The following is a 20,976-nucleotide window of genomic DNA, read 5'->3' on the forward strand; positions in this document are numbered from 1 at the left end:
TGAGCATGATCAGTCGCCCCAGGGCACGAGTGCAGCCGGCTCGGACCGCTGGATTGAGTGACAACCGCAGACAGTGCCAGGGAGCCGTAACCATGACTGAAACCCTGGCCTTCGCCAATGCCGCCGCCGCGCTGGGAATCGGCCTGCTGGTGGGGCTTGAGCGCGAACGACGCAAAGGCGAGGGCGACCGGCGCGACTTCGCCGGTTTGCGCACCTTCGCCATCACGTCCGTGCTCGGCTACCTGGCGGTCCAGGCGGGCGGCCCCCTGTTACTGGGGGCATGACCCTTGCCCTGGGCGCTTTGGTGACCGTGGCCTATTGGCGAAACCTCGACAAGGACCCCGGGATTACCAGCGAGGTGGCCTTGTTCGCGGTATTGGCACTGGGCGCGCTCTGTGCGAGCGCCCCGGGCCTGGCGACCGCGATTGGGGTGGTGATGGCCGGGCTGCTCGCCAGCCGCCAGGCGTTGCACCACTTTGCCCGCAAGCAGTTGACCGCTACCGAGATGCGCGATGGCCTGGTGCTGTTGATCGCCGCGCTGGTCGTGCTCCCGCTGGCGCCGGATCGCTTCCTCGGACCTTATGACGCAATCAACCTGCGCAACCTGTGCACGCTCACCGTTATGCTGATGGCGGTGGGTGCACTGGGGCATGTCGCGGTTCGAACCCTGGGGACCCGCTATGGCTACGCTCTCAGTGCGATTGCCTCTGGATTCGCCTCCGCCACGGTGACGGTCGCGACCATGGGTGGCATCGCGGCCAAAGACCCGATCAATCTCAAGGTGGTGAGCGCCGCGGCAGTGTTATCCAACCTGGCGACGGTGGTTCAAATGGGCCTGATCCTCACGGCCGTGGACCCCGCGCTGTTGCGTTGGATGTGGGGCCCGCTGTTGTGCGGGATGCTGATGGTATTGCTCTACGCCGGCGTGCTGATGTTTCCCCGCCCAAGGGCGCGGGCCGATGAGCCCATCAAGCATGGCGGTGCCTTCAGCCTCAAGCTGGCGGTGACGATGGTCCTGGCGATGACCGCTATCACCGTCCTCTCGTCGGCAATGCTCGATGCGTTTGGCCAGGCCGGGGTGACCGTCACCGCGATTTTCAGCGGGTTGCTCGACGCCCACGCCTCGACAGCCTCCATCGCTTCCCTGGCCAAGGGCGGGTTGTTGCCCTTCGACGGCGTCGCCGTGCCGATCTTGATCGCGTTTAGCAGCAACTCCCTGAGCAAGTGCGTGGTGGCCTGGCTCAGCGGCGGACGGAGGTTTGCCGCGTATGTAATTCCCGGCCAGGTGCTGATAACGCTGGCAATGTGGGTGGGGCTGTTGCTCCCGAGTTTGTCAGCCTGAATGATGGCCGTTTGATAAAGATCAAGTCCCGTCCCTGGCATATGTTCATTCTGGAACCCTCAATCCTTTAAGTGGCTGTCGCCACGTGCCGAGGTGTTCCATGTCCCAGACTCAACGTTTATTGCTAGTGGCGCCTGACGCCATGATCCGTACGCCGGCGTTCGACCGCGCCACCGAGTTGGCCCTGGCGCTGGACCTGCCCCTGCACATCGTGGCGTTCGACTACCTGGAGTTGCTCTCGGTGGCCGGTCTGTTCGCCCCGGAGCAGGTCAAGCAAGCGCGTGAGGGTTATCTGGAAACCCACCGGCATTGGCTGTGGCAACAGGCCGAACTGGCGCGCCGGCACGGCGTCGAGGTGACCTGCGAGGTGGTTTGGAGCAAGGATGCCTTCCAAGCCTTGCAGCAATACGTCAAGGAGATGCCGATGGCGTTGATCATCAAGGACGCGCAGCCGGAACCGGCGATGAAGCGGGTGTTTTTCACGCCCCTGGACTGGCGCTTGCTGCGTGACTGCCCGGTGCCAGTGCATCTGGTCACGGATTCGCGTAACCCGCGGCCTCGGCGGATCCTGGCGATTGTCGACGTGCTGCGCAGCGAGGATCAGGACCTGGTATTCAACGACCAGATCGTCGACGCCGCGGTCAAACTGGCGGAACAATGCAACGCCCAGGTCGAGTTGCTGCACGCCTTCGATTGGACGGCTGTCTACGCCTCGGACATGGGCATTGGTGCGCTGCCCCTGGCCACCGGGCTCTATGAAGCGTTGGGCCAGGCACAGCATGAGGTGTTCGAGTCCCTGGCCGAACGGCATGGGGTTGCACCGCAGCAGCGCCACTTCATCGAAGGGGCGCCGCTGAACAGCATTTGCACGTTCGCCAGCGATCACCAGATCGATGTCATCGTCATGGGCACCACGGAGCATCGTGGCCTGGACAAGCGCCTGGGCACCACCGCCGAGCTGCTGCTGCAACGGGCGCCTTGCAGCGTGTTGGCGATCAAGCCGCAAGTGTGATTGGAGCAACGCTGCGCGAGGCCATACCAAGGCCTCGCGCGGCGCCCGGAGCTAAAGGTAGAGCCGGTGGATGACCTGCCGGGTGTCGTCGGGATCGCTGTGGGTTTCAAAACCCAGGCTATGGGCCAAGTCCCGCATCGGGGCATTGCTGGCCGCGTCCACGGAGTACATCTGGCGGTAGCCGTTTTTACGCGCGGTGTCGATCAGGTGCTCCATCAATAACGTCCCCAGCCCCAGGTGTTGCCAAGGGTCGGCGACCGTCACTGCGCACTCGCATTCGTGTTCCTGGGTCGAGCAATAGCGGCTGACCCCGATCTCGATCAACTCGCCGTTGTCATGGACCAGGGCGATGTAGGCCATGTGCGTCTTGCAGTCGACATCCATCAATTGATCGAGCAGCGCCGCGCCTGGCTCATTGATCTGCGCCAGGAAGCGCATGTGCCGGGACTCCGGTGACAGGCGCATGATGAAGTCGTATTCGCGCTGGCGGTCCTGCTCCCTGAGCGGGCGGATCAAGACATGCCGGCCGTCCTTGAGTGCCTGGATCCAGTGTTTGCCACTGATGCTGGCATACAGGGCAGCGGCGCGTTCGTTGTGGTCTTTGACAGTAAGCATGGTGCGATCCTCCCTCGGATGTGCACGTGCGGTGCGATAAATAGCTACGCATTCGGTACTGTTCTACGCCCGCCACGGCGATCGATTCTGATCTGGATCAGTGCCCGCGTATCCGTCCATCGATTGCCCTGCCTTTGATTCAGATCAAACCGTCCGGGGCCTTGATGGGCGCACGCTGAAGATCGCGCCGGAAAAGGCCGGTGCAAGGTTTCGGGTCTGAGTCGATCTGCCCGATGGAGGTGTGCGATGGGGCAATACCAGCGTCTGCTATTGATCGTCGAACCGGATCTGCACCCCTCCGCAGCGATGCGCAGGGCCTGTGCCCTGGCCCGGGCCAGCGGCGCGGCGCTGCATTTGTGCGCTTTCGTCCAGCCGCCGGCGCGTACCCACTTGTGGGGTGAGAAAACCGACGAAGCGAGTGTGCAGCGCTATTTGCACCACTACCGTCGCTGGATGGTAGAAGAGGCGGAGCTGCTCAAGGAGGAAGGCCTGGATGTGACGACTCACGTGGTGTGGACGCTCCATCCGTTGCTGGACATCCTGCGCTATGTCGAGCAGTTCCAACCTGACCTGTTGATCAAGGACGTCACCCTCGAACCTTTGCTCAAGCGCGTGTTCGCCACGCCCCTTGACTGTCATTTGTTGCGCGACTGTCCGGTGCCGGTGCATCTGGTCAACCAGGCGGTACACGGCTTGCCGCGCCGGGTCGTGGCGGCGGTGGACCCCTCGGACCCCGAGGCCAATGCCTTGAACGAGCACATCGTCCAGACTGCCGACGCGCTGGCCCGGCAATGTGACGCCTCGTTGAATCTGCTGTATGCCTGCGACCTGTCGCCGGCCTTCAATGGCGAAACCTCGTTGCTGGCCGGTGCCTGGGATGACGACTTTGCCGACGCCCTGCGCGAATCGCTGCATGCGGCGTTTATCAGCCTGGCCGAGCGCTGTGGCGTACCGGCGGAACGTCGGCACTTTGTCGTTGGCCTGCCGGTGCCGGTCATCCGTGAGTTCATCGACGAATTCGAGGCCGACGTGGTGGTGATGGGCACTGTGCACCGCGCCGGTCTTGAGCGTTTGATTGGCAGCACGACAGAACGCGCCTTGTATTCGGTGCCGGGCAGTGTGCTGGCGGTCAAGGGATAAGTACGATAGCCCCGTTGACCTGTCCGCTCCTCAGGCGCTCCAGGGCCTGGTTGGCTTGGACCAATGGGTAGCAGGTCACGTTGCAATGCACGGGCGTACGCTGGATCTGCTCGAAAAACGCCACGCCGTCCGCGCGGGTCAGGTTGGCTACTGAATGCACGCTGCGCTCCTGCCACAACAGGCGATAGGGAAAGGTGGGGATATCGCTCATGTGAATGCCGGCGCACACCACGCAACCGCCTTTGGCGGTGGCTTGCAAGGCCAGCGGCACCAGTTCGCCGACGGGGGCGAAGATCAGGCTGGCGTCGAGCAGGTGTGGCGGGAGCTGGTCCGATGCTCCGGCCCAGGTCGCGCCCAGCGAACGGGCATAGTCCTGGCCGCTGTCATCACCGGGGCGAGTGAAGGCATAGACTTGCTGGCCCCGGCCCACGGCGACCTGGATCGCCAGGTGCGCAGCGGCGCCGAAGCCATAAAGGCCCAAGTGAGGGGCGTTCTGCGCCATCTGCAAGGCCCGGAAACCGATCAGCCCTGCACACAGCAGGGGTGCGGCTTCGGCGGCCTCCAGTGTATCGGGCAGAGGGAAGCAGAACCACGCGTCGGCAACGGTGTAGTCGGCATAACCGCCGTCCAACTGGCAGCCGGTGAACAGCGCCTGGTCGCAGAGGTTTTCCCGGCCCGAGCGGCAGAACTCACACACGCCACACGTCCACCCCAGCCAGGGCACGCCCACCCGTCGGCCGATCCAGTCCGAGGCAACTTGCGCGCCAACGGCGGTGACCTCACCGACAATCTCGTGGCCCGGCACCCGAGGCAACCGGGCCTGGGGCAGTTCACCGTCGAACAGATGCAAGTCGGTGCGGCACACACCGCAGGCTTGCACCTTGATCAGCATTTGCCCGGCGGCCGGCGTCGGTTGGGGACGTTCCTCCAGTTGCAAGGGTTGACCAATCGTGTGCAGGACCATGGCGCGCATGAGCATTCTCCTGTGTGAATGGGCGCTCGCCATGCCAGTGAGCGGCGCCAGGGCATCGAGCAAGCACCTTGTATGACCTTAGCGTCCCTGGTTCTGATGTAAATCAAGTCACCCTTATTCCCGCGTTCCAGAATCAGGCATGGCAACCCTGTTTTTTGTGGAGGACGTGATGAGCGATTTTCTCAGCCCCGACCAACTGGAAGGCATTGACGCCTACTGGCGTGCGTCCAATTACCTGGCCGTGGGGCAGATCTACCTCAAGGACAACCCGTTGCTGCGCAAACCGCTGCAGCGCGATCACGTCAAGCCGCGCCTGCTGGGACACTGGGGCACGACGCCGGGGCTGAATCTGATTTACGTGCACCTCAATCGCCTGATCAAGTCCCGTGACCTGAACATGATCCTGATCACCGGCCCCGGTCATGGCGGCCCGGCCATCGTCGCCCAGAGTTACCTGGAGGGCAGCTTCACCCAGTGTTATCCCTCGGTGGAGCAGAACGAAAACGGAATGCTGCGCCTGTTCCGGCAGTTTTCCTGGCCTTATGGCTTATCCAGCCATGTCTCGGCGCAGATTCCCGGCTCCATCCATGAAGGTGGAGAGTTGGGTTATTCCCTGGCCCATGCCTATGGCGCGGCGTTCGACAACCCTGACCTGATCGTGGCTTGCGTCATCGGCGATGGTGAGGCCGAAACCGGCACGTTGGCGGCAAGCTGGCACTCCAACAAATTCCTCAACCCCAGGCGTGACGGTGCGGTACTGCCCATTCTTCATCTCAACGGTTTCAAGATCGCCAACCCCACGCTGCTTTCGCGCATCAGTGAAGACGAACTGTCGGCCCTGATGTATGGCTACGGCTACGATCCTTATTTTGTCGAAGGCGACGATCCGCAAGCGGTGCACCAGCAGTTGGCCAGGACCCTGGACGGCATGTTGCTCAAGATTCGCGAAATCCAGCGCATGGCCCGTGCGGATTCGTCGGGACGTACCCTGGAACGCCAGCTCTGGCCGATGCTGGTGTTGCGTACGCCCAAGGGCTGGACCGGTCCGAAATTCGTCGATGGCCAGCAGGTTGAAGGCACCTGGCGCGCCCACCAGGTGCCGCTTAGCCACTTCGAGCTGCCCGTGCATTTGACGCAACTGGAACAATGGCTCCAGAGCTACCGTCCGCAGGAATTGTTCGACGACAACGGGGCGTTGCTCCCGGACATTGCCGCGTTGGCGCCGACGGGACATCGGCGCCTGGGCGCCAATCCCCATGCCAATGGCGGCATGCTGCTCAAACCCTTGGAACTGCCTCGGTTCACCGATTACGCCGTGCAATTCAGCGCGCCCGGCAGCGTGCAGGCAGAGGCCGCCCGGGTGTTGGGTGGTTTTGTCCGTGATGTGATGAAGCACAACCTGCGGGCAGGCAATTTCCGCCTGTTCGGTCCCGACGAAACCGCCTCCAATCGCCTTGATGCGGTGTACGAGGTCAGTGGCAAGACCTGGATGGCGGCCCTGGAGGCGGGCGATACGAACCTGGCGTGCGACGGCCGGGTGATGGAAATTCTCAGCGAGCAAGTGTGCGAAGGCTGGCTGGAGGGCTATTTGCTGACTGGCCGGCATGGGCTGTTTTCCTGTTACGAGGCGTTCATCCACATCGTCGATTCGATGTTCAATCAGCATGCCAAATGGCTCAAGACCGCCGCCCAGATCCCGTGGCGCGCATCGATTGCTTCGCTCAATTACCTGCTCACGTCCCATGTCTGGCGTCAGGACCACAACGGCTTTTCCCATCAGGACCCGGGGTTCATCGACCTTGTGGCGAACAAGAGCGCTGACGTGGTGCGTATCTACCTGCCAGCAGACGCCAATTGCCTGTTGTCCGTTGCCGATCACTGCCTCAAGAGCCGCGATTACATCAATGTGATCGTGGCCGGTAAACAGCCGGAATGGCAGTGGCTGGACATCGATTCGGCCGTTCGGCACTGCTCGGTCGGGATCGGTCGCTGGGCCTTTGCCTGCAACAACGACGAAGACCCGGACGTGGTGATGGCCTGTGCCGGTGACGTGCCAACCTTGGAAACCCTGGCCGCTGTCACGCTGCTGCGTGAATACGTGCCAGACCTGCGCGTGCGAGTGGTCAATGTCGTCGACCTGCTGGCCCTGCAACCGCCGCAACAGCATGCCCACGGATTGCCGGACGCCGAGTTCGATGGGTTGTTTACCGTGGACAAGCCAGTGATTTTCGCCTTCCACGGCTATCCGTCGCTGATCCATCGGCTGATCTACAAGCGTCACAACCACGATAACTTCCATGTCCGCGGTTTCATGGAGGAGGGCGCCACCACTACGCCGTTCGACATGGCGGTCATCAACCACCTGGATCGCTACCAACTGGCGCTCGATGTCATCCAGCGCGTGCCACGCTTGCAGCCGCTGGTGGACAGCGCTCGGGATCGCTACTGGGCAACCATGGAAAAGCATCAGCTGTACCTCATCGAGCATGGGCAGGACATGCCCGAAGTCTTGAATTGGCGCTGGGCGCCGACGCCGCAATGACGGCCAACATGCCTCATGGCATCGACGCTGCGCCGTGGCGTTCGAGCCCGACTTTGGAGACCCATCATGAGCCAGTACCAACGCCTGTTGCTGATCCTCAACCCGGCACAACGTCATTCGCCCGCCCTGCATCACGCCGCGGCCCTGGCGGCGGCCAGCGGGGCGCACTTGCATGTCATCGCCTTGATTCCCTCGCTGGACATTCTTTCGCTGCTTGAAGAGAGGCCCCGTGAGGAGGCGCGGCAGAACTATCTCCAGGATCATCGCCATTGGTTGGAGGATGAGGCGGACAAGATGCGTCGCCGTGGCCTGCGGGTCACCACTGAGGTGGAATGGGCCCAGAAGATGGGCAAGCAGATCCTGCAACACGTTACGCAGATCCAGCCGGATCTGCTGATCAAGCAGGTACAACACGAGCCCATGCTCAAGCGGGCATTTTTCACCCCGCTGGACTGGCAACTGCTGCGCAACTGCCCGGTGCCGATGTACCTGGTGGGGGCCACCGGTCATGCGCTGCCGCGCACCGTGGTCGCGGCGGTGGACCCTTCCAGTGCGTTTGCCCAGAACAGCGGGCTGAACGACCGGATCATCCGCCAGGCAATGGGGCTGGCCTTGCAGTGCGACGCCGAGCTGCATCTGGTTCACGCTTATGAGGTGTCGTCAGTCTATCTGGGGGATGTCGGCGGTGGCGGCCTGTCGCTGTCGCAGCTCAGCAAGGAACTGCGCAGGAGCCTGGAAAAAACCTTCCTGGAACTGGCGAACCTGTTTGGTGTGCCGGCCGAGCGCAGGCATTTTCTGCTTGGGCATCCGGTCTCGGCCCTGAGTGAATTTGCCCTGGAGCATGAAGTGGACGTGATCGTCATGGGGCGATTCCAGCACGACGATCTGTATGGGCTGCTGGGCAGCACGACCGAACACATCCTCTACCAGGTGTCGTGCAGTGTTCTGGCGGTGTGATGAATCGGACTTGACCGCTGAGCTGTTGACAAAGATCAACGGCAACGAGGTCAAACAATGGGACCAATAGACCTATTATCGATTGTCCAGGAGCACCGCCATGCGCATGACATTTCTCGGGGCCGCCGGTACGGTCACCGGCAGCAAGTACCTGCTGGAACACGACGATCAGCGCATCCTGATCGATTGCGGCCTGTTCCAGGGCTACAAACAATTGCGCCTGCACAACTGGGATCCCTTCGAACTGCCGATGCGTGACCTGGATGCGATCGTACTGACCCATGCCCACCTGGACCACAGCGGTTATCTGCCGGTGCTGGTGCGTAATGGCTATCGCGGCCCTATCTATGCCTCGCCGGCGACCTGCGAGCTGGTGAAGAACCTGCTGCGCGACAGCGCCCGCCTGCAGGAAGAAGAAGCCGAATACGCCAACCGCAAGGGCTTCTCCAAGCACGCGCCGGCCTTCCCGCTGTACACCCGTGAACACGCTGAGCGAGCGCTGAAACTGCTGCGCCCGATTGCATTCGAACATCCGGTGGAGATCGCCCGGGGGATAACCATCTTGCTGCGTCGCGCCGGGCACATTCTCGGTGCCGCGACGGTACAGGTCCAGGCCGGTGGGGTGACGCTGGTGTGTTCCGGGGACTTGGGGCGGCCCGAGGATCCGGTGATGTTCGCGCCGAAGGTCGTCGAGCAGGCGGATATCTTGCTGGTGGAGTCCACCTATGGCGACCGTCGACACCCACACGAGTCGCCGGAAGACCAATTGGCAGAGGTGATCACTCGCACCGCGCTGCGCCGTGGCATCACGTTGGTGCCCTCGTTCACGGTTGGTCGTGCCCAATTGCTGATGTACCACTTGTATCGCCTGAAGCAACGCCGGGCGATCCCCGATATCCCGATCTACCTCAACAGCCCCATGGCCATCGACGTCACCCGGTTGTACCAGCGCTTTGGCGACGAGCATCGTCTCTCCAGGGAAGAGTGCGAAGGCATGTGCCACATCGCCCATCCGGTGCGCTCGGTCAAGGACTCCATGGCGCTGGACCTGCAACGCACCCCAGCGGTGATCATCGCCGCCAGTGGCATGGCCACCGGCGGGCGCGTGCTGCACCACCTCAAGAGCCTGGCGCCCAACCCGATCAACACCTTGCTGATGCCCGGTTTCCAGGCAGGCGGTACGCGAGGTGCGAGGATTGTGGCGGGCGAGCCTGCGGTGCGCATCCATGGCAAGGATGTGCCGATCAACGCCGAAGTGGTGCCCATGCAAACGCTCTCGGCCCATGCCGATGCCGACGAAATCATGCAATGGCTGCGCGGCTTCAAGACACCACCCCGGCACACCTATGTCGTGCATGGCGAACCCAATGCGTCCGATGTCTTGCGTCACCGCATTTGCGATGAATTGGGTTGGTCGGTGTCGGTCCCGGAGTACCGCGATAGCGTCGAACTCTGACCCACCGCCTTCGCGAGCAGGCTCGCTCCCACAGAGGATTTTCTGTGCCCGCCGGATCTGTGCCCGCCACGACCCAGTGTGGGAGCGAGCCTGCTCGCGAAGGGGCCGGCCGCTTCAACGACGCATTCGGCCTGAAATAAGCGCAGGCATGAAAAAGCCCCTCGTCGTTGGCCGGCGAGGGGCAGGGTTCAAAACGATCAATCGGCCTTGATCGGCACGACCTTTTCCGCTTTCAGTGCTTCGGGTTTTTTTGGCAGTGTCAGCGTCAGCACGCCTTTGCTGAACTGGGCTTCGATCTTGTCGCTGTCGACGCCTTTTGGCAGGTTGAACACGCGCTCGAAGGAACCGTAATGGCGCTCGGAGAGGTGATAACCCTTTTTCTTTTCTTCCCTGGTTTCTTTTTTCTCCCCCTTGATGATCAGGTTGCCGTTGGCCAGGCGGATTTCGATGTCTTTCTGATCCATGCCGGGCAGCTCGGCGGTGATTTCAAAGCTCTTTTCCTTCTCGCTGATGTCAACGGCCGGCAGGCTGCTGGTGGAGAACTCGCGACGCCAGAAGGGCTCGACATCGAACAACCCGCGACTGAATGGAGAAATCCCAGTGCCCCGGTTGAAGTCATCGAACAGGCGATCCACCTGCTGGCGAAGCTTTTCAAATGGATGCCTGAGGTCAGTCTTGGCGGGATGTGGCGCGTTTTCTTCGGTTTTGACCGGCATTTTTTTCACTGAATTGGACATTTGATTTTCCTCTTTGGTGATGTCCGGGCGAGTACCTGGCCAGATGACCAGGCACCGTCGCCGAACGGGTCAATGCACGCTTGCGAACCTACAAAGACAGTTGGCCGGACCAGAGCATCCAGCCGGCGAAAATCGCCGCCGCCCAGATCACCAGCAGCAGGCCCCAGCCAAACCCATTGAAGGCCCGGCCCGTCCTGGCCCGTTGGGCGCTCAGGTAGATCAGCGAGCCGGGGGCATAGAGCAGGGCACTGAGCAGCATGTACCGGGGGCCGGCAGCGTAGAGCAGCCAGACGCAATAGCCCGTCGCGACCACAGCGATGGCCATGTCGCGCAGTTGCAGGCCGCGATGGCCGGCGTAGGTCTGGCCTTGCCAGGTCATCTTCAGTGCATACAGGCCACTGAACAGGTACGGCAGCAGGATCATCGAGGTGGCGAGTGAAATCAGCGCCAGGTAGCTGGCGCTCGAATACAGGGTCAGCAACAGGAACAGCTGAATGCAGCCGTTGGTGATCCACAGCGCGTTGGCCGGTGCGCCATGTTGGTTTTCCGTGGCCAGCAGGCGCGGCATGACCTTTTCCTTGGCCGGCGTGAACACCGATTCGGCTGCCAACAGCGTCCAGGCCAGCAACGCGCCGCCCACCGACACAATCAGGCCAATGCTGATCAGCACCGCACCCCAAGGCCCGGCCACCGCTTCCAGTACACCCGCCATGGAGGGGTTCTTCAGCGCGGCCAGTTCGGGCTGTCTGAGGACACCCAACGACAATAGGGAAACAGCGATCAGCAGCAACAATGTGAGGACGAAGCCAATCACGGTGGCGCGGCCCACATCGGCCCGTTCGGCGGCCCGGGCGGAGAATACGTTGGCGCCTTCAATACCGATGAACACCCAGACCGTCACCAACATGGTGCTCTTGACCTGGTCCAGCGTACTGCCCAGTGCCGGCGCACCCCAGAAATCCACCATGAAGGTGTCCTTGGAGAAAGCGGCAATGACCAGCCCGATGAACAACAGCAACGGCACCACCTTGGCGATCGTGGTCAGGGCGTTGGCCTTGGCGGCGGTGCGCATCCCGCGCAGGATCATCCAATGCAACGCCCACAGCACCACGGACGCGCCGAGGATCGCGGCTTTGTTATTGCCTTCGCCAAACACGGGGAAAAAGTAACTGAGCGCGGCGAACAGAATCACCAGGTAGCTGACGTTGCCGATCCAGGCGCTGATCCAATAGCCCCACGCCGAATTGAAACCGAGGAATTCACCGCCCAGGGCACGGGCGTAGGCGAACACACCGTTGTCCAGTTCCGGTTGGCGGTTGGAGAGTGTCTGGTAGACCAGGGCCAGCGAGAGCATGCCCACGCCGGTGATGAGCCAGCCGATCAGGATCGCCCCTGCACCGGCGCTGGCTGCCATGTTCTGGGGCAGGCTGAAGATGCCGCTGCCGATCATCGAACCGACGACCAGGGCGATCAGCAGGCTCAGCGACAGGCGCCGGGGCTCGACCTTTCGCAAACTGCCGGCCAAAGGGTGGGGGGTGACGGTCGGGATGACCGGTTTTGTACCTTGCAGGTGCGTTGCCATGATCAAAGCCTCCATGAGACGGGAGGTTCGGTAACCTTCGTCGATACAAAGGTTCGAACGCTAGTCTTAATGTCGACCTGTAGGCATTGGGGGGTATTGATGTAGATCAGATGTCATGCAGGGCGGGCGTTACAGCTCGGAATGACGATGGCAACCGGCGACCTTCTGCCTGAGGCCGGGCAAGTCCAGAATGGTGACATTGCGCCCATGCATGTCCACCAGTTCCTCCTGGCGTAGGTGGGCGATGCCCCGGCAGATGGTTTCCAGGCGCAGGCCCAGGTAGGAGCCGATGGCTTCGCGGCTCATGCGCAGCACGAATTCCCTGGAGGAATAGCCGCGCATGTTAAGCCGCTGGGACAGGTTCAATAGGAATGCCGCCAGGCGTTCGTCGGCGTTCATGTTGCCGAGCATCAACAGCATGCTGTGGTCGCGCACGATTTCCTGGCTCAGGAGTTTGTTCAGGTTGTGCTGCAACGACGGTAAATCGTGGGCCAGTTTTTCCAGGAGGTTGAAAGGCAGCGGGCAGACTTCGCTGTCTTCCAGGGCAATGGCATTGCAGGCGTAGTGATCGGTACTGATAGCGTCCAGGCCAAGCATTTCGCCTTGCATCTGGAAACCGGTGACCTGTTCGCGACCGTCTACCGAAAGGACGCTGGTCTTGAAGAAGCCCAACCTCACGGCATACAACGAGCGCAGCGGGTCGCCGGTGCGATACAGCGCTGCGCCTTTCTTGACCTTGACCCGCTGGGCGATCAGCGTGTCCAGGCGCTCGACTTCACCGCCCGTCAGGCCGATGGGCAGGCACAGTTCGAGCACGCTGCAGTTCGAGCAAGCGGTCTTGAGCGCATGCACGTGCAGAAGTCGCGGTTCAAGCTCGCTCATGGAAAAATTTCCTTTATCTGGTGCAAGCATAGAAGAACAATGCAGCTGCGCTTGTTTTTTGTCGGCCTAAAGTGTTACCGACTGTCGATAGACGCAGAACGGGTACAAAGGATGGGGGTGCAAACCTTCACTATGGGGCTTGCAGATGACGCTATTGCGTCGTGGGTGTGCGTACAGGGGGCGTTGGATTCGTTCACGCCGTGACAGATCGATCAACGGTCAGGCGCTGTCAAACCAGTCGCAAGGTCAGCGCAGCGTGTTTAAGCGGCAGGAGCGGGGCAAACTCTTCAGGTGTCAGGGTTTCCTTTTCCACCAGCAGATGGGCCCCGGTGTCCAGGTCTTCCCGATGGCTTTCCAGCAGTGTGCTGGCGCGTTGATAGGCTTCAGCGAGCAAGGCGCGAATAGCCAGGTCGACTTCCCTGGCGGTTTGTTCCGAATAGTCCTTGTCACCGATTTCCATGCGTTCGCCCAGGTAGCTCGCACTTTTGCGCTCCAGCACCGCCAGGCCAAGCTCTGTGCTCATGCCAAAGCGGGTGATCAACTGCCGGGCGATATCCGTGGCGTGGGCCAGGTCATCGGCGGCCCCGGTCGAGACTTGGCCATAGGCCAGGCATTCGGCGGCACGTCCCGCCATCAGGACGACCATGCGGTCCTTGAGCATCTGGTAGCTGACAAGAAAATGATCTTCCGTCGGTCGCTGCAAGGTATAGCCCAGCGAGCCAATGGCGCGCGGCACGATCGAGACCTTATGGACCGGGTCCATGTCCGGCAGGTTGCTGGCCGCCAGGGCATGGCCCATTTCGTGGTAGGCCACCACTTGGCGTTCATCGGGGTGCAGCAGGCTGCCCTTGCGTTCGATCCCGGCAACGATGCGTTCCACCGCCGCGGTGAAATCGTCGAGGCTCACCGTTTCGGCACCGCGTCGAGTGGCGATGATGGCCGCCTCGTTGACCAGGTTGGCCAGGTCTGCTCCGGTAAAACCGGTGGTGATGTCGGCGATACGCTCGCTATCGAGGTCCTGGCCGGTGACGATTTTCTGAAGGTGGACCTTGAGGATCGCCTGGCGGCCTTTACGGTCGGGGCGATCGATCAGGATCTGCCGGTCGATCCGGCCGGCTCGCAACAGCGCCGGGTCCAGTACCTCGGGGCGGTTGGTCGCCGCGAGCAGCACGACACCCTCACGCGGGTCGAACCCATCGAGCTCTGACAGCAATTGGTTGAGGGTTTGTTCTTTCTCGTCATTGCCCCCGAAGGCGCCAACGCCGCGCATTTTGCCCAGCGCATCGAGTTCATCGATAAAAATGATACACGGCGCTGCCTGCCGGGCCTGTTCGAACAAATCATGCACGCGAGCGGCACCAACACCGACGAACATCTCGACGAATTCCGACCCCGATATCGAGAAGAAGGGCACGCCAGCTTCTCCGGCGATGGCCTTGGCGACCAGGGTCTTGCCGGTGCCGGGCGGGCCGACCAGTAACGTTCCCTTGGGGATGTGTGCGCCCAGGCGCGCATATTTCGCCTTGTCCTTGAGAAAGGAGACAATTTCCACCAACTCGACCTTGGCTTCGTCGATGCCGGCGACATCGGCAAAGGTCACCCCGGTATCGCGTTCGACGAACACCTTGGCGCGGGACTTGCCAATGTTCATCAGCCCGCCCAGGCCCTGCTTCTCGGCCAACCCGCGAAACAGGAAGTGCCAGACCGCCATGATCAGCACGAAGGGCAGCAACCAGCCCAGCAAACCGTTCAAAAAAGTGTTTTCGTTGATGCCTGTAAAACCGACACCTGATTGGGCGAGGTCCGTTGCCAGAGCCGGATCGACCCGTACGGTCGAGAACAGATTGTGACCCTCAATCGGTTCCTGCAATTTGCCGCTGATGTGTTCTTTTTCGACGCGTAAATCGCTGACCTTCTGATTGCTCAACAGCTGTAGGAACTGGCTATAGGGGATGACCTGCACCGCGGGACGTTCGAAAAACAGGAACTGCACAAGGCTGAACACGGCCAGTGCAATGAAGAAGTAGGACAGGTTCCATTGGTGGGTTTTTTTCATGGCCTCGACTCAATAAAAGGCCTCGGATGAACAGGCCGTGCATAAATGGTCGGGGAGATCGCAGGCTCCCCGGTTTGCTTTTTCTACGCCTGAGGGCTGCAAAGACATTGAGCTAAATCAACTAGGTTCAAGTGAGCCACGGTGTGGATGTCGGACGAGCCATGCAGTTGACAAAGATCAGAGTGCACCGGGGGTGTTGCCCGATACTCGAGCCAGTTGTTAGCCGTTTTTCCTGCTGCGCTTAACCGAGGAAATAACCATGGCCTTGAATAGATACTTACCTGTCGTATTGATGAGCATTTTTCTGGCGACCACTGCCGGGTGCTGTAACAAGCTCGCCCAAGAAGTGGATGCCCGACTGGAGTCGGCGGAGAATAACGCCGCGACGGCAAGGCTCAGGGCGGATGAGGCCTACAGGAAGGCTGAGCAGGCCGAGATAATGTCCGAGCAGGCGCAACGTACTGCCGAGGAGGCAAGCATCCGCGCCACTCGGATGACCGATAAGGCCAAGCGCAAGTAATCAGCGGATGAAGGAGGCATTTCTATCAGGAACAGTGGACGTCAGAATGATACGAACTGCCATCATCACCCCCACCAGCACGCCAGTAAGACCGGACGCTTCTAGAAGCGTTGGCAGCCGCTGATGAAACAACAGGCCCAGTAGTGTGGCAAATAGTGATTCCAGGGATATCAACTGCCCGGAAAGCACCATGGGAAGGCGACGGGACGCCGCGTTCCACGCCCAGGCCCCGATGACTGACGACATCAGCGCAATCACAAGACCCCAGGCATACAGGTGTCCCGCCAGGGAAACACTGAAACCCAGGCTTGGCAGCTTGAGAAGATCAAACGCTTGCGCTGCTGGTAACAAGCACAAGGTGCCGATCCCTGCGCCGACCATCATGAGGCCGGTCCAGGCCCCCGAAGCGCTGGCCGACAGGTTGACCAAGGCGCCCTGGTTCAACCAACTGAATACGATCCACAAGAGCACCGCACCGATCGAGAAAAACACGCCCGTCAACCATGAACCGTCGTCGCTCAGGGGCTGCTGGATACTGCTGATGTTCGACAGCAATAGCCCTCCCGTTAAAAAAACCAGCGGTATCGCCAGCCTTCGCCATGGGAGGGTTTTGTGGGTGGCGTTGCCGAGCAGTGCCTGCAGGATCGGCACCATGCCAATAAACGCCGGGGTCAGTACCGGCCCGGCAAACATGACGCCTGCGGCAATGCAACTGCTGTAGCCGAGATACCCGATGACCCCCAGGCTGGCGCCAAGTAGCAGTTGGCTGCGACGCATACGCCGGAGCTGGGTTCGATAGCCCACCACGACAGCCACGCCCAGCGCCCCGGCGATCAGGAACCGTATGATCATCAGATCGTGGATCGTGTAGGCACCGACGACGTAAGGCGCAATGAAATTCAACGCCCAGCTCAGCGTCGCGACGACGGCAAGGCTCACGCCGGCGAGGGTGTTCGAGTAGGCATTGGGCATTCATGCATATCCTTAAGGCATTGAACTCATGTTGCACAGCGTCGCAGCTATGCTACAAACGAGTTCTCGGCCCCGGATGCATTACCTCTGATTATGAATACCCTTGGAAAATCATTGCCGCCGCTTGCCAGCTTGTTGCCCTTCGAAGCGGCTGCGCGCCTGGAGAGTTTTTCCAAGGCCGCCGAGGAACTGCACATCACCCAAGCGGCGATCAGTCGGCAGATCCGTGGGCTCGAAGAGGACTTGGGGCTGAAGCTTTTCTGCCGTCGTAACCGCGCCGTCTTCCTGACCCCCCAAGGACGTGAGTTGGGCCGTGTGGTGAGTAACGCGTTGCAAAGTATCAGTGCCAGTGCTGTCAGCCTTCGTCAATCGCCAGGTAAAAACCGCGTCGTTTTGCTGTGCCAATTATGTGAAGCGTTCTATTGGTTGATGCCGCGGCTCTCGACGTTCCACCAGCGATACCCGGAAATCGAGATACAGGTGGCCACATCCACCGGGCCGCTGACTGAGTTCAATGAGCATTTTGACGTGGCCCTGCAAAGCACGGGACGGCCCAGCGGCGTCCATGGCTTGATGTTTACCGCCGCTGATGAAGTGTTTCCCGTATGCAGTCCTCATTACCTGCGTACCCACAAAGCGTTGCAAGTCCGTGACCTGAAGTCCCACACCCTTTTGCACTATCACGCTACGCCGCCTCATTGGATGCAGTGGGGTGCCTGGTTCCAGGCGTTTGGGCAGTCGTTCGACAATTCTTCCGAGGGCTCGGTGTTCGATAGCTACCCCTTGATGCTCCAGGCGGCGGTCGAGGGGCATGGCATCGCATTGGGGTGGCGGCGCACCGCCCAAGGGCTGCTTGAGAGCGGTGCGTTGGTGAGGCCTTGCGCAGAAAGTGTCCCTTTGCCTGATGCGATATCGGTATTCAGCCGGCCGGGCGGGGAAGGTCGGGTTGAGGTAAGCGCGCTGCTCGACTGGCTTGAAGGTGAATTGGGAAGTGATCGTCAGGCCGGCTTCGGTCAGTCGCGGTTAAACCGTTGAAGCTGCCATGACGGATAAAGTATTGGTATCCATTGTGGCTGGGTCAGAACGGCCCCAGCTTGAGGGGGTACTGGATGACGATATACAGCCGGTCGATGTCATCGCCGCCCTGGCTGCTATTGGCGCGATGGGTGACATGGGACAGTTGCAGCGACAGGTCCTTGGCCGGGCCTGACTGCACGATGTAATGCAGGTCCAGGTCGCGCTCCCAATGGCGTCCGCCAGCGCCTTGTTGCGGACTGTAAGTGCCAGTGTCGCTATCGAACAGGTTGTAGGCGCCGCCTTGGGGGGCATGGCTGCCGTCTACGTCCAGTCACATAGCGGGCCATGAAGCTCAGGCCGGGGACGCCCAAGGTGCCCAGGTCAAGGTCGTAGCGCGCTTGCCATGAGCGCTCACCCGGGCCGTTGAAGTCGGCATATTTGATCGAGTTGGCCAAGTAGATGGAGTCGCCGCCGACGAAATCGAAGGGCGTGTCGCCGTTGATTTTCTGATAGGCCAGGGTGAACGCCTGGGCATTGAGCCGGTATTTGCCACTCAGGCTATAAGCTGTGGTGTCGATGGCCCCGGCGTTGGCCTTGCCATAGTCGCGGGTGTGATACAGGTTGCCGTCAAGGAACAGTTCGCCAAGGGTGGCATGCAGGTTGGCATAGTACTGGCGCCAGGTGTCGCTCAGTTCGGAGGCGTAGAGCGCGCCGCCCAGGGCTTGGCCGGTGAACAGGTCGGCGCCGATGAAGTCGATGGCGCCGTTGCGCGTCGTCGCCCCATACCCGGAAAAGTCACCCTTGCTGGTCGAGGCGTCCTGATTCTTGAACGCACTGAAGTGGCCCGCCTGCAGATCGACCCCTTCGACCTCGCGGCTGGAGAGCAGCAGGCCGCTGGCGTATTCGGGTTGCAGGCGCTTGTCTGCGGTGTCGAATACCGGGCTCTGCACAGTCATTTCGCCGACCGCCAGGGTGGTGCGTGAGGTGTTGAATTTCAGCGCGCCACCCGCACTGGAGTAGTGATCCTCGCTTCGTCCGTTCTCATCCAGCGGCAACAATCCCGTTCCGGAATGCCCCTTGCCGCCGTCCAGTTTCAACCCCAGGAACGCGTGGGCATCGATGCCTACGCCGATCGTGCCGGGGGTGAAGCCGGACTCGAACGAGGCGATGAAGCCCTGGGCCCATTCCTGTTTGTAGCTTTTGCCGGCCGGTGTCGGGGTGCGATAGTCATTGTTGAGGTAGAAGTTGCGGCTGAGGACTTCCAGCGTCGCGCCGTCGAGAAAGCCAGGCGTGCTTTGCGCGAGCTGCGCTGCCATCGCCGGTGCGGCGCTGCCGGTGAGCAGGGCAAGCAGCCAGAGCGGTTTCAGGGTGACGGTTGAGTGGTGTTGTGCAGGCAACATGCTTCATTTCCATGTGAAATTGGGCGGGCGAAGGGGGCGGTACTACGCGCAGCCAGGTGTGTACGGCTGAGCGCGCAGTTCCCGACACCGCCAGGCAAACGGATTGATGCCTTCGCTGTGGGTGAAGATGTGACAAAAGTGCGCCTGGTCGCAGAACCCGCATTCCAGGCTGATTTGCGTCAGGGTCAAGTCGGTCTCCCGGATCAGTTGCTTGGCCCGGGCGATGCGCTGGCTACGGATCCAGGCTTGAGGGGACTGGCCGGTGCTGCATTTGAATGCTCGGGAAAAATGACTGCGGGACAGGGCGCAGGCCTTGGCCAGTTCGGTGATTTCCAGCGTGTCGCTAAGGCCGTCGAGAATCACTTTCTTGACCAGGCTTTCGCGCCAGGGAGACAGGCCCCCGGTGCCGGTTTTGCGCGTTGGCTTGATGGCCGCCCTGACGGTGGTGTGTGATGCACGAGCCATGACAAAAACTCCGTGTCAGTGGGAAATGCCGGGCGCACCGTACGGTGGACGGCCAGCTTCCCGCTTGAGAAAACAGGTCTGGGCAGAGGGCTTCATTCTTGGGTGTGAGGCGCGAGCGTGCGAGTTAAACGTTGTTAATTGCGTTCAGGTGCAGCACCGGACGCAGTACTCACTCAGCACATGCCTGCAAGTTCTGCGGTGTGAGACGAGTGCATGATGACCTTCTCCGGCTGGTGTATGAGTGGCCGTTCTTCTGACTCGATCAAGGTGAAGGTATGAAGCATTCTCTGGCGTGCACACTGCGCGGGGCGGGCCTGGCATTGGCGCTGACATCGCTGGGCGCCCTGGCCCAGGCGCCGCTCCAGGGCACTCAAGTACCCGGTTACTACCGCTTGACGGTGGGCGACTACGAAGTGACGGCGCTGTTCGATGGCTACAACGATCTGTCGCCCAAGCTGCTCGAAGGCCTGAGCCAAAGCCAGATCCGCGCCTTGCTCGCCCGTCGCTCGATTGAAACGCCGGGGGTGCAGACCGCGTTCAACGCTTTTCTGGTCAATACCGGTAGGCAACTGATCCTGGTGGACACCGGTGCCGGCCAATGTATCGGCGCCACGGCTGGAATGCTCTCGGCGAACATGCAGGCCGCCGGTTATCGCCCGGAGCAGGTCGATGCCATCTTGCTCACTCATTTGCACCTGGATCACGTGTGCGGGCTGGTCGACGACAAGCAGCAACCGCTGTTTGCCAACGCTACAGTCTATGCCGCGAAGGCAGAAGCCGATTACTGGCTCGATCCCCAGGCACTGGCGAAGGCGCCGGCCGGTGCCCGGGAATTCTTCAAGATCGCTCAGGATTCCACCGCCCCTTATGTGGCAGCCGGCCGCTTCAAGACCTTCGCCAGCGGCCAGTCGCCGCTGCCCGATGTCGACGCCGAGCTGGAGCCAGGGCATACGCCCGGCAGTACCACGTACCGGTTTACCTCCCAAGGCCAGAGCATTCTGTTCATGGGGGACCTGGTGCATAACCTGGCGGTGCAGTTCGAGCATCCTGAAGTGTCGATTCGTTTTGATGTCGACAATCAACAGGCAATCAAGAGCCGGGCCAAGGTGTTCAATGCCGCGGCCACTACCAGGACCTGGGTGACAGCGGCGCATTTGCCGTTTCCGGGGATAGGGCATATCAGTGCAGTGGGCGGGCACTTCCAGTGGGTACCGGTCGAGTACGGGCCTTATCAACGGGCAGCCAAGGTGCCGATGATCGAGTGAAATCCAATCGCTCGCGCCGTTAGAACAGGTGTTGCCCCAGGGC

Annotated in this window: 16 protein-coding genes and 2 pseudogenes; 9 read left to right on the forward strand and 9 right to left on the reverse strand. The window is 61.2% G+C overall.

Annotation, left to right across the window (positions count from 1 at the left end):
- Window positions 1-92 precede the first annotated feature (92 nt).
- Both KI235_RS13670 and KI235_RS13675 read left to right on the forward strand, forming a co-directional pair.
- Window positions 93-1,342 (forward strand): annotated as a pseudogene (locus KI235_RS13670) (DUF4010 domain-containing protein).
- Window positions 1,343-1,442: 100 nt separating this feature from the next.
- A complete protein-coding gene (locus KI235_RS13675; protein WP_003201162.1) occupies window positions 1,443-2,354 on the forward strand; it encodes a universal stress protein in 912 nt (303 codons plus the stop codon).
- 51 nt (window positions 2,355-2,405) lie between these two features.
- Here the strand turns inward: KI235_RS13675 and KI235_RS13680 are convergent, their stop codons facing one another.
- Window positions 2,406-2,969, reverse strand: a complete 564-nt coding sequence (locus KI235_RS13680; protein ID WP_003201164.1) for a GNAT family N-acetyltransferase — start codon at window positions 2,967-2,969, stop codon at window positions 2,406-2,408.
- Between the two features lie 246 nt (window positions 2,970-3,215).
- Here KI235_RS13680 and KI235_RS13685 point away from each other — a divergent pair, with 246 nt between their 5' ends.
- Window positions 3,216-4,109, forward strand: a complete 894-nt coding sequence (locus KI235_RS13685; protein WP_003201166.1) for a universal stress protein — start codon at window positions 3,216-3,218, stop codon at window positions 4,107-4,109.
- Here the strand turns inward: KI235_RS13685 and KI235_RS13690 are convergent.
- On the reverse strand, window positions 4,099-5,082 hold the full coding sequence (locus tag KI235_RS13690) for a zinc-dependent alcohol dehydrogenase family protein (RefSeq protein ID WP_212795807.1): 984 nt from the start codon (window positions 5,080-5,082) through the stop codon (window positions 4,099-4,101). The genes KI235_RS13685 and KI235_RS13690 overlap by 11 nt on opposite strands.
- A 169-nt stretch (window positions 5,083-5,251) precedes the next feature.
- On the opposite strand from KI235_RS13690, the gene KI235_RS13695 reads away from it, so the two are divergent.
- From KI235_RS13695 to KI235_RS13705, 3 genes are all read left to right on the forward strand, one after another.
- On the forward strand, window positions 5,252-7,624 hold the full coding sequence (locus tag KI235_RS13695) for a phosphoketolase family protein (RefSeq protein WP_212795808.1): 2,373 nt from the start codon (window positions 5,252-5,254) through the stop codon (window positions 7,622-7,624).
- 66 nt (window positions 7,625-7,690) lie between these two features.
- The gene (locus KI235_RS13700; RefSeq protein ID WP_003201170.1) at window positions 7,691-8,581 is read left to right on the forward strand and encodes a universal stress protein; all 891 of its coding nucleotides are present in this window, start codon (window positions 7,691-7,693) and stop codon (window positions 8,579-8,581) included.
- Window positions 8,582-8,681: 100 nt separating this feature from the next.
- A complete protein-coding gene (locus KI235_RS13705; RefSeq protein ID WP_212795809.1) occupies window positions 8,682-10,037 on the forward strand; it encodes an MBL fold metallo-hydrolase in 1,356 nt (451 codons plus the stop codon).
- 197 nt (window positions 10,038-10,234) lie between these two features.
- Here KI235_RS13705 and KI235_RS13710 read toward each other — a convergent pair whose 3' ends face one another.
- From KI235_RS13710 to ftsH, 4 genes are all read right to left on the reverse strand, one after another.
- Window positions 10,235-10,774 (reverse strand): Hsp20/alpha crystallin family protein, encoded by a 540-nt coding sequence (locus KI235_RS13710; RefSeq protein ID WP_027912285.1) that lies wholly within the window; start codon window positions 10,772-10,774, stop codon window positions 10,235-10,237.
- A gap of 88 nt (window positions 10,775-10,862) precedes the next feature.
- Window positions 10,863-12,356, reverse strand: coding sequence for an arginine-ornithine antiporter (gene arcD / locus KI235_RS13715; RefSeq protein ID WP_003201174.1), 1,494 nt, complete (start codon window positions 12,354-12,356; stop codon window positions 10,863-10,865).
- Window positions 12,357-12,485: 129 nt separating this feature from the next.
- Window positions 12,486-13,238 carry a fumarate/nitrate reduction transcriptional regulator Fnr gene (gene fnr / locus KI235_RS13720; protein WP_003201177.1) on the reverse strand — a complete coding sequence of 251 codons (753 nt, stop codon included), beginning with the start codon at window positions 13,236-13,238 and terminating at the stop codon, window positions 12,486-12,488.
- A gap of 229 nt (window positions 13,239-13,467) precedes the next feature.
- A complete protein-coding gene (gene ftsH / locus KI235_RS13725) occupies window positions 13,468-15,294 on the reverse strand; it encodes an ATP-dependent zinc metalloprotease FtsH (protein WP_003201179.1) in 1,827 nt (608 codons plus the stop codon).
- 259 nt (window positions 15,295-15,553) lie between these two features.
- Between ftsH and KI235_RS13730 the strand changes: the two genes are divergently transcribed.
- Window positions 15,554-15,814, forward strand: a complete 261-nt coding sequence (locus KI235_RS13730) for an Lpp/OprI family alanine-zipper lipoprotein (RefSeq protein ID WP_003201181.1) — start codon at window positions 15,554-15,556, stop codon at window positions 15,812-15,814.
- Here KI235_RS13730 and KI235_RS13735 read toward each other — a convergent pair whose 3' ends face one another.
- On the reverse strand, window positions 15,815-16,786 hold the full coding sequence (locus tag KI235_RS13735) for an amino acid transporter (RefSeq protein WP_028237066.1): 972 nt from the start codon (window positions 16,784-16,786) through the stop codon (window positions 15,815-15,817). It abuts the gene before it with no gap.
- Between the two features lie 93 nt (window positions 16,787-16,879).
- Between KI235_RS13735 and KI235_RS13740 the strand changes: the two genes are divergently transcribed.
- The gene (locus KI235_RS13740; RefSeq protein ID WP_003201185.1) at window positions 16,880-17,821 is read left to right on the forward strand and encodes a LysR substrate-binding domain-containing protein; all 942 of its coding nucleotides are present in this window, start codon (window positions 16,880-16,882) and stop codon (window positions 17,819-17,821) included.
- Window positions 17,822-17,864: 43 nt separating this feature from the next.
- Here the strand turns inward: KI235_RS13740 and KI235_RS13745 are convergent.
- Window positions 17,865-19,203 (reverse strand): annotated as a pseudogene (locus KI235_RS13745) (OprD family porin).
- 42 nt (window positions 19,204-19,245) lie between these two features.
- Entirely contained in the window at window positions 19,246-19,668 is a 423-nt protein-coding gene (locus tag KI235_RS13750) for a helix-turn-helix transcriptional regulator (protein ID WP_003201189.1), read from the reverse strand.
- A 275-nt stretch (window positions 19,669-19,943) separates the two neighbouring features.
- Between KI235_RS13750 and KI235_RS13755 the strand changes: the two genes are divergently transcribed.
- Window positions 19,944-20,933 carry an MBL fold metallo-hydrolase gene (locus KI235_RS13755; protein ID WP_123350867.1) on the forward strand — a complete coding sequence of 330 codons (990 nt, stop codon included), beginning with the start codon at window positions 19,944-19,946 and terminating at the stop codon, window positions 20,931-20,933.
- The last annotated feature ends 43 nt before the right edge of the window (window positions 20,934-20,976 follow it).

This window comes from Pseudomonas sp. St386 (genome assembly GCF_018325865.1).
Taxonomy (GTDB): domain Bacteria; phylum Pseudomonadota; class Gammaproteobacteria; order Pseudomonadales; family Pseudomonadaceae; genus Aquipseudomonas; species Aquipseudomonas brassicacearum.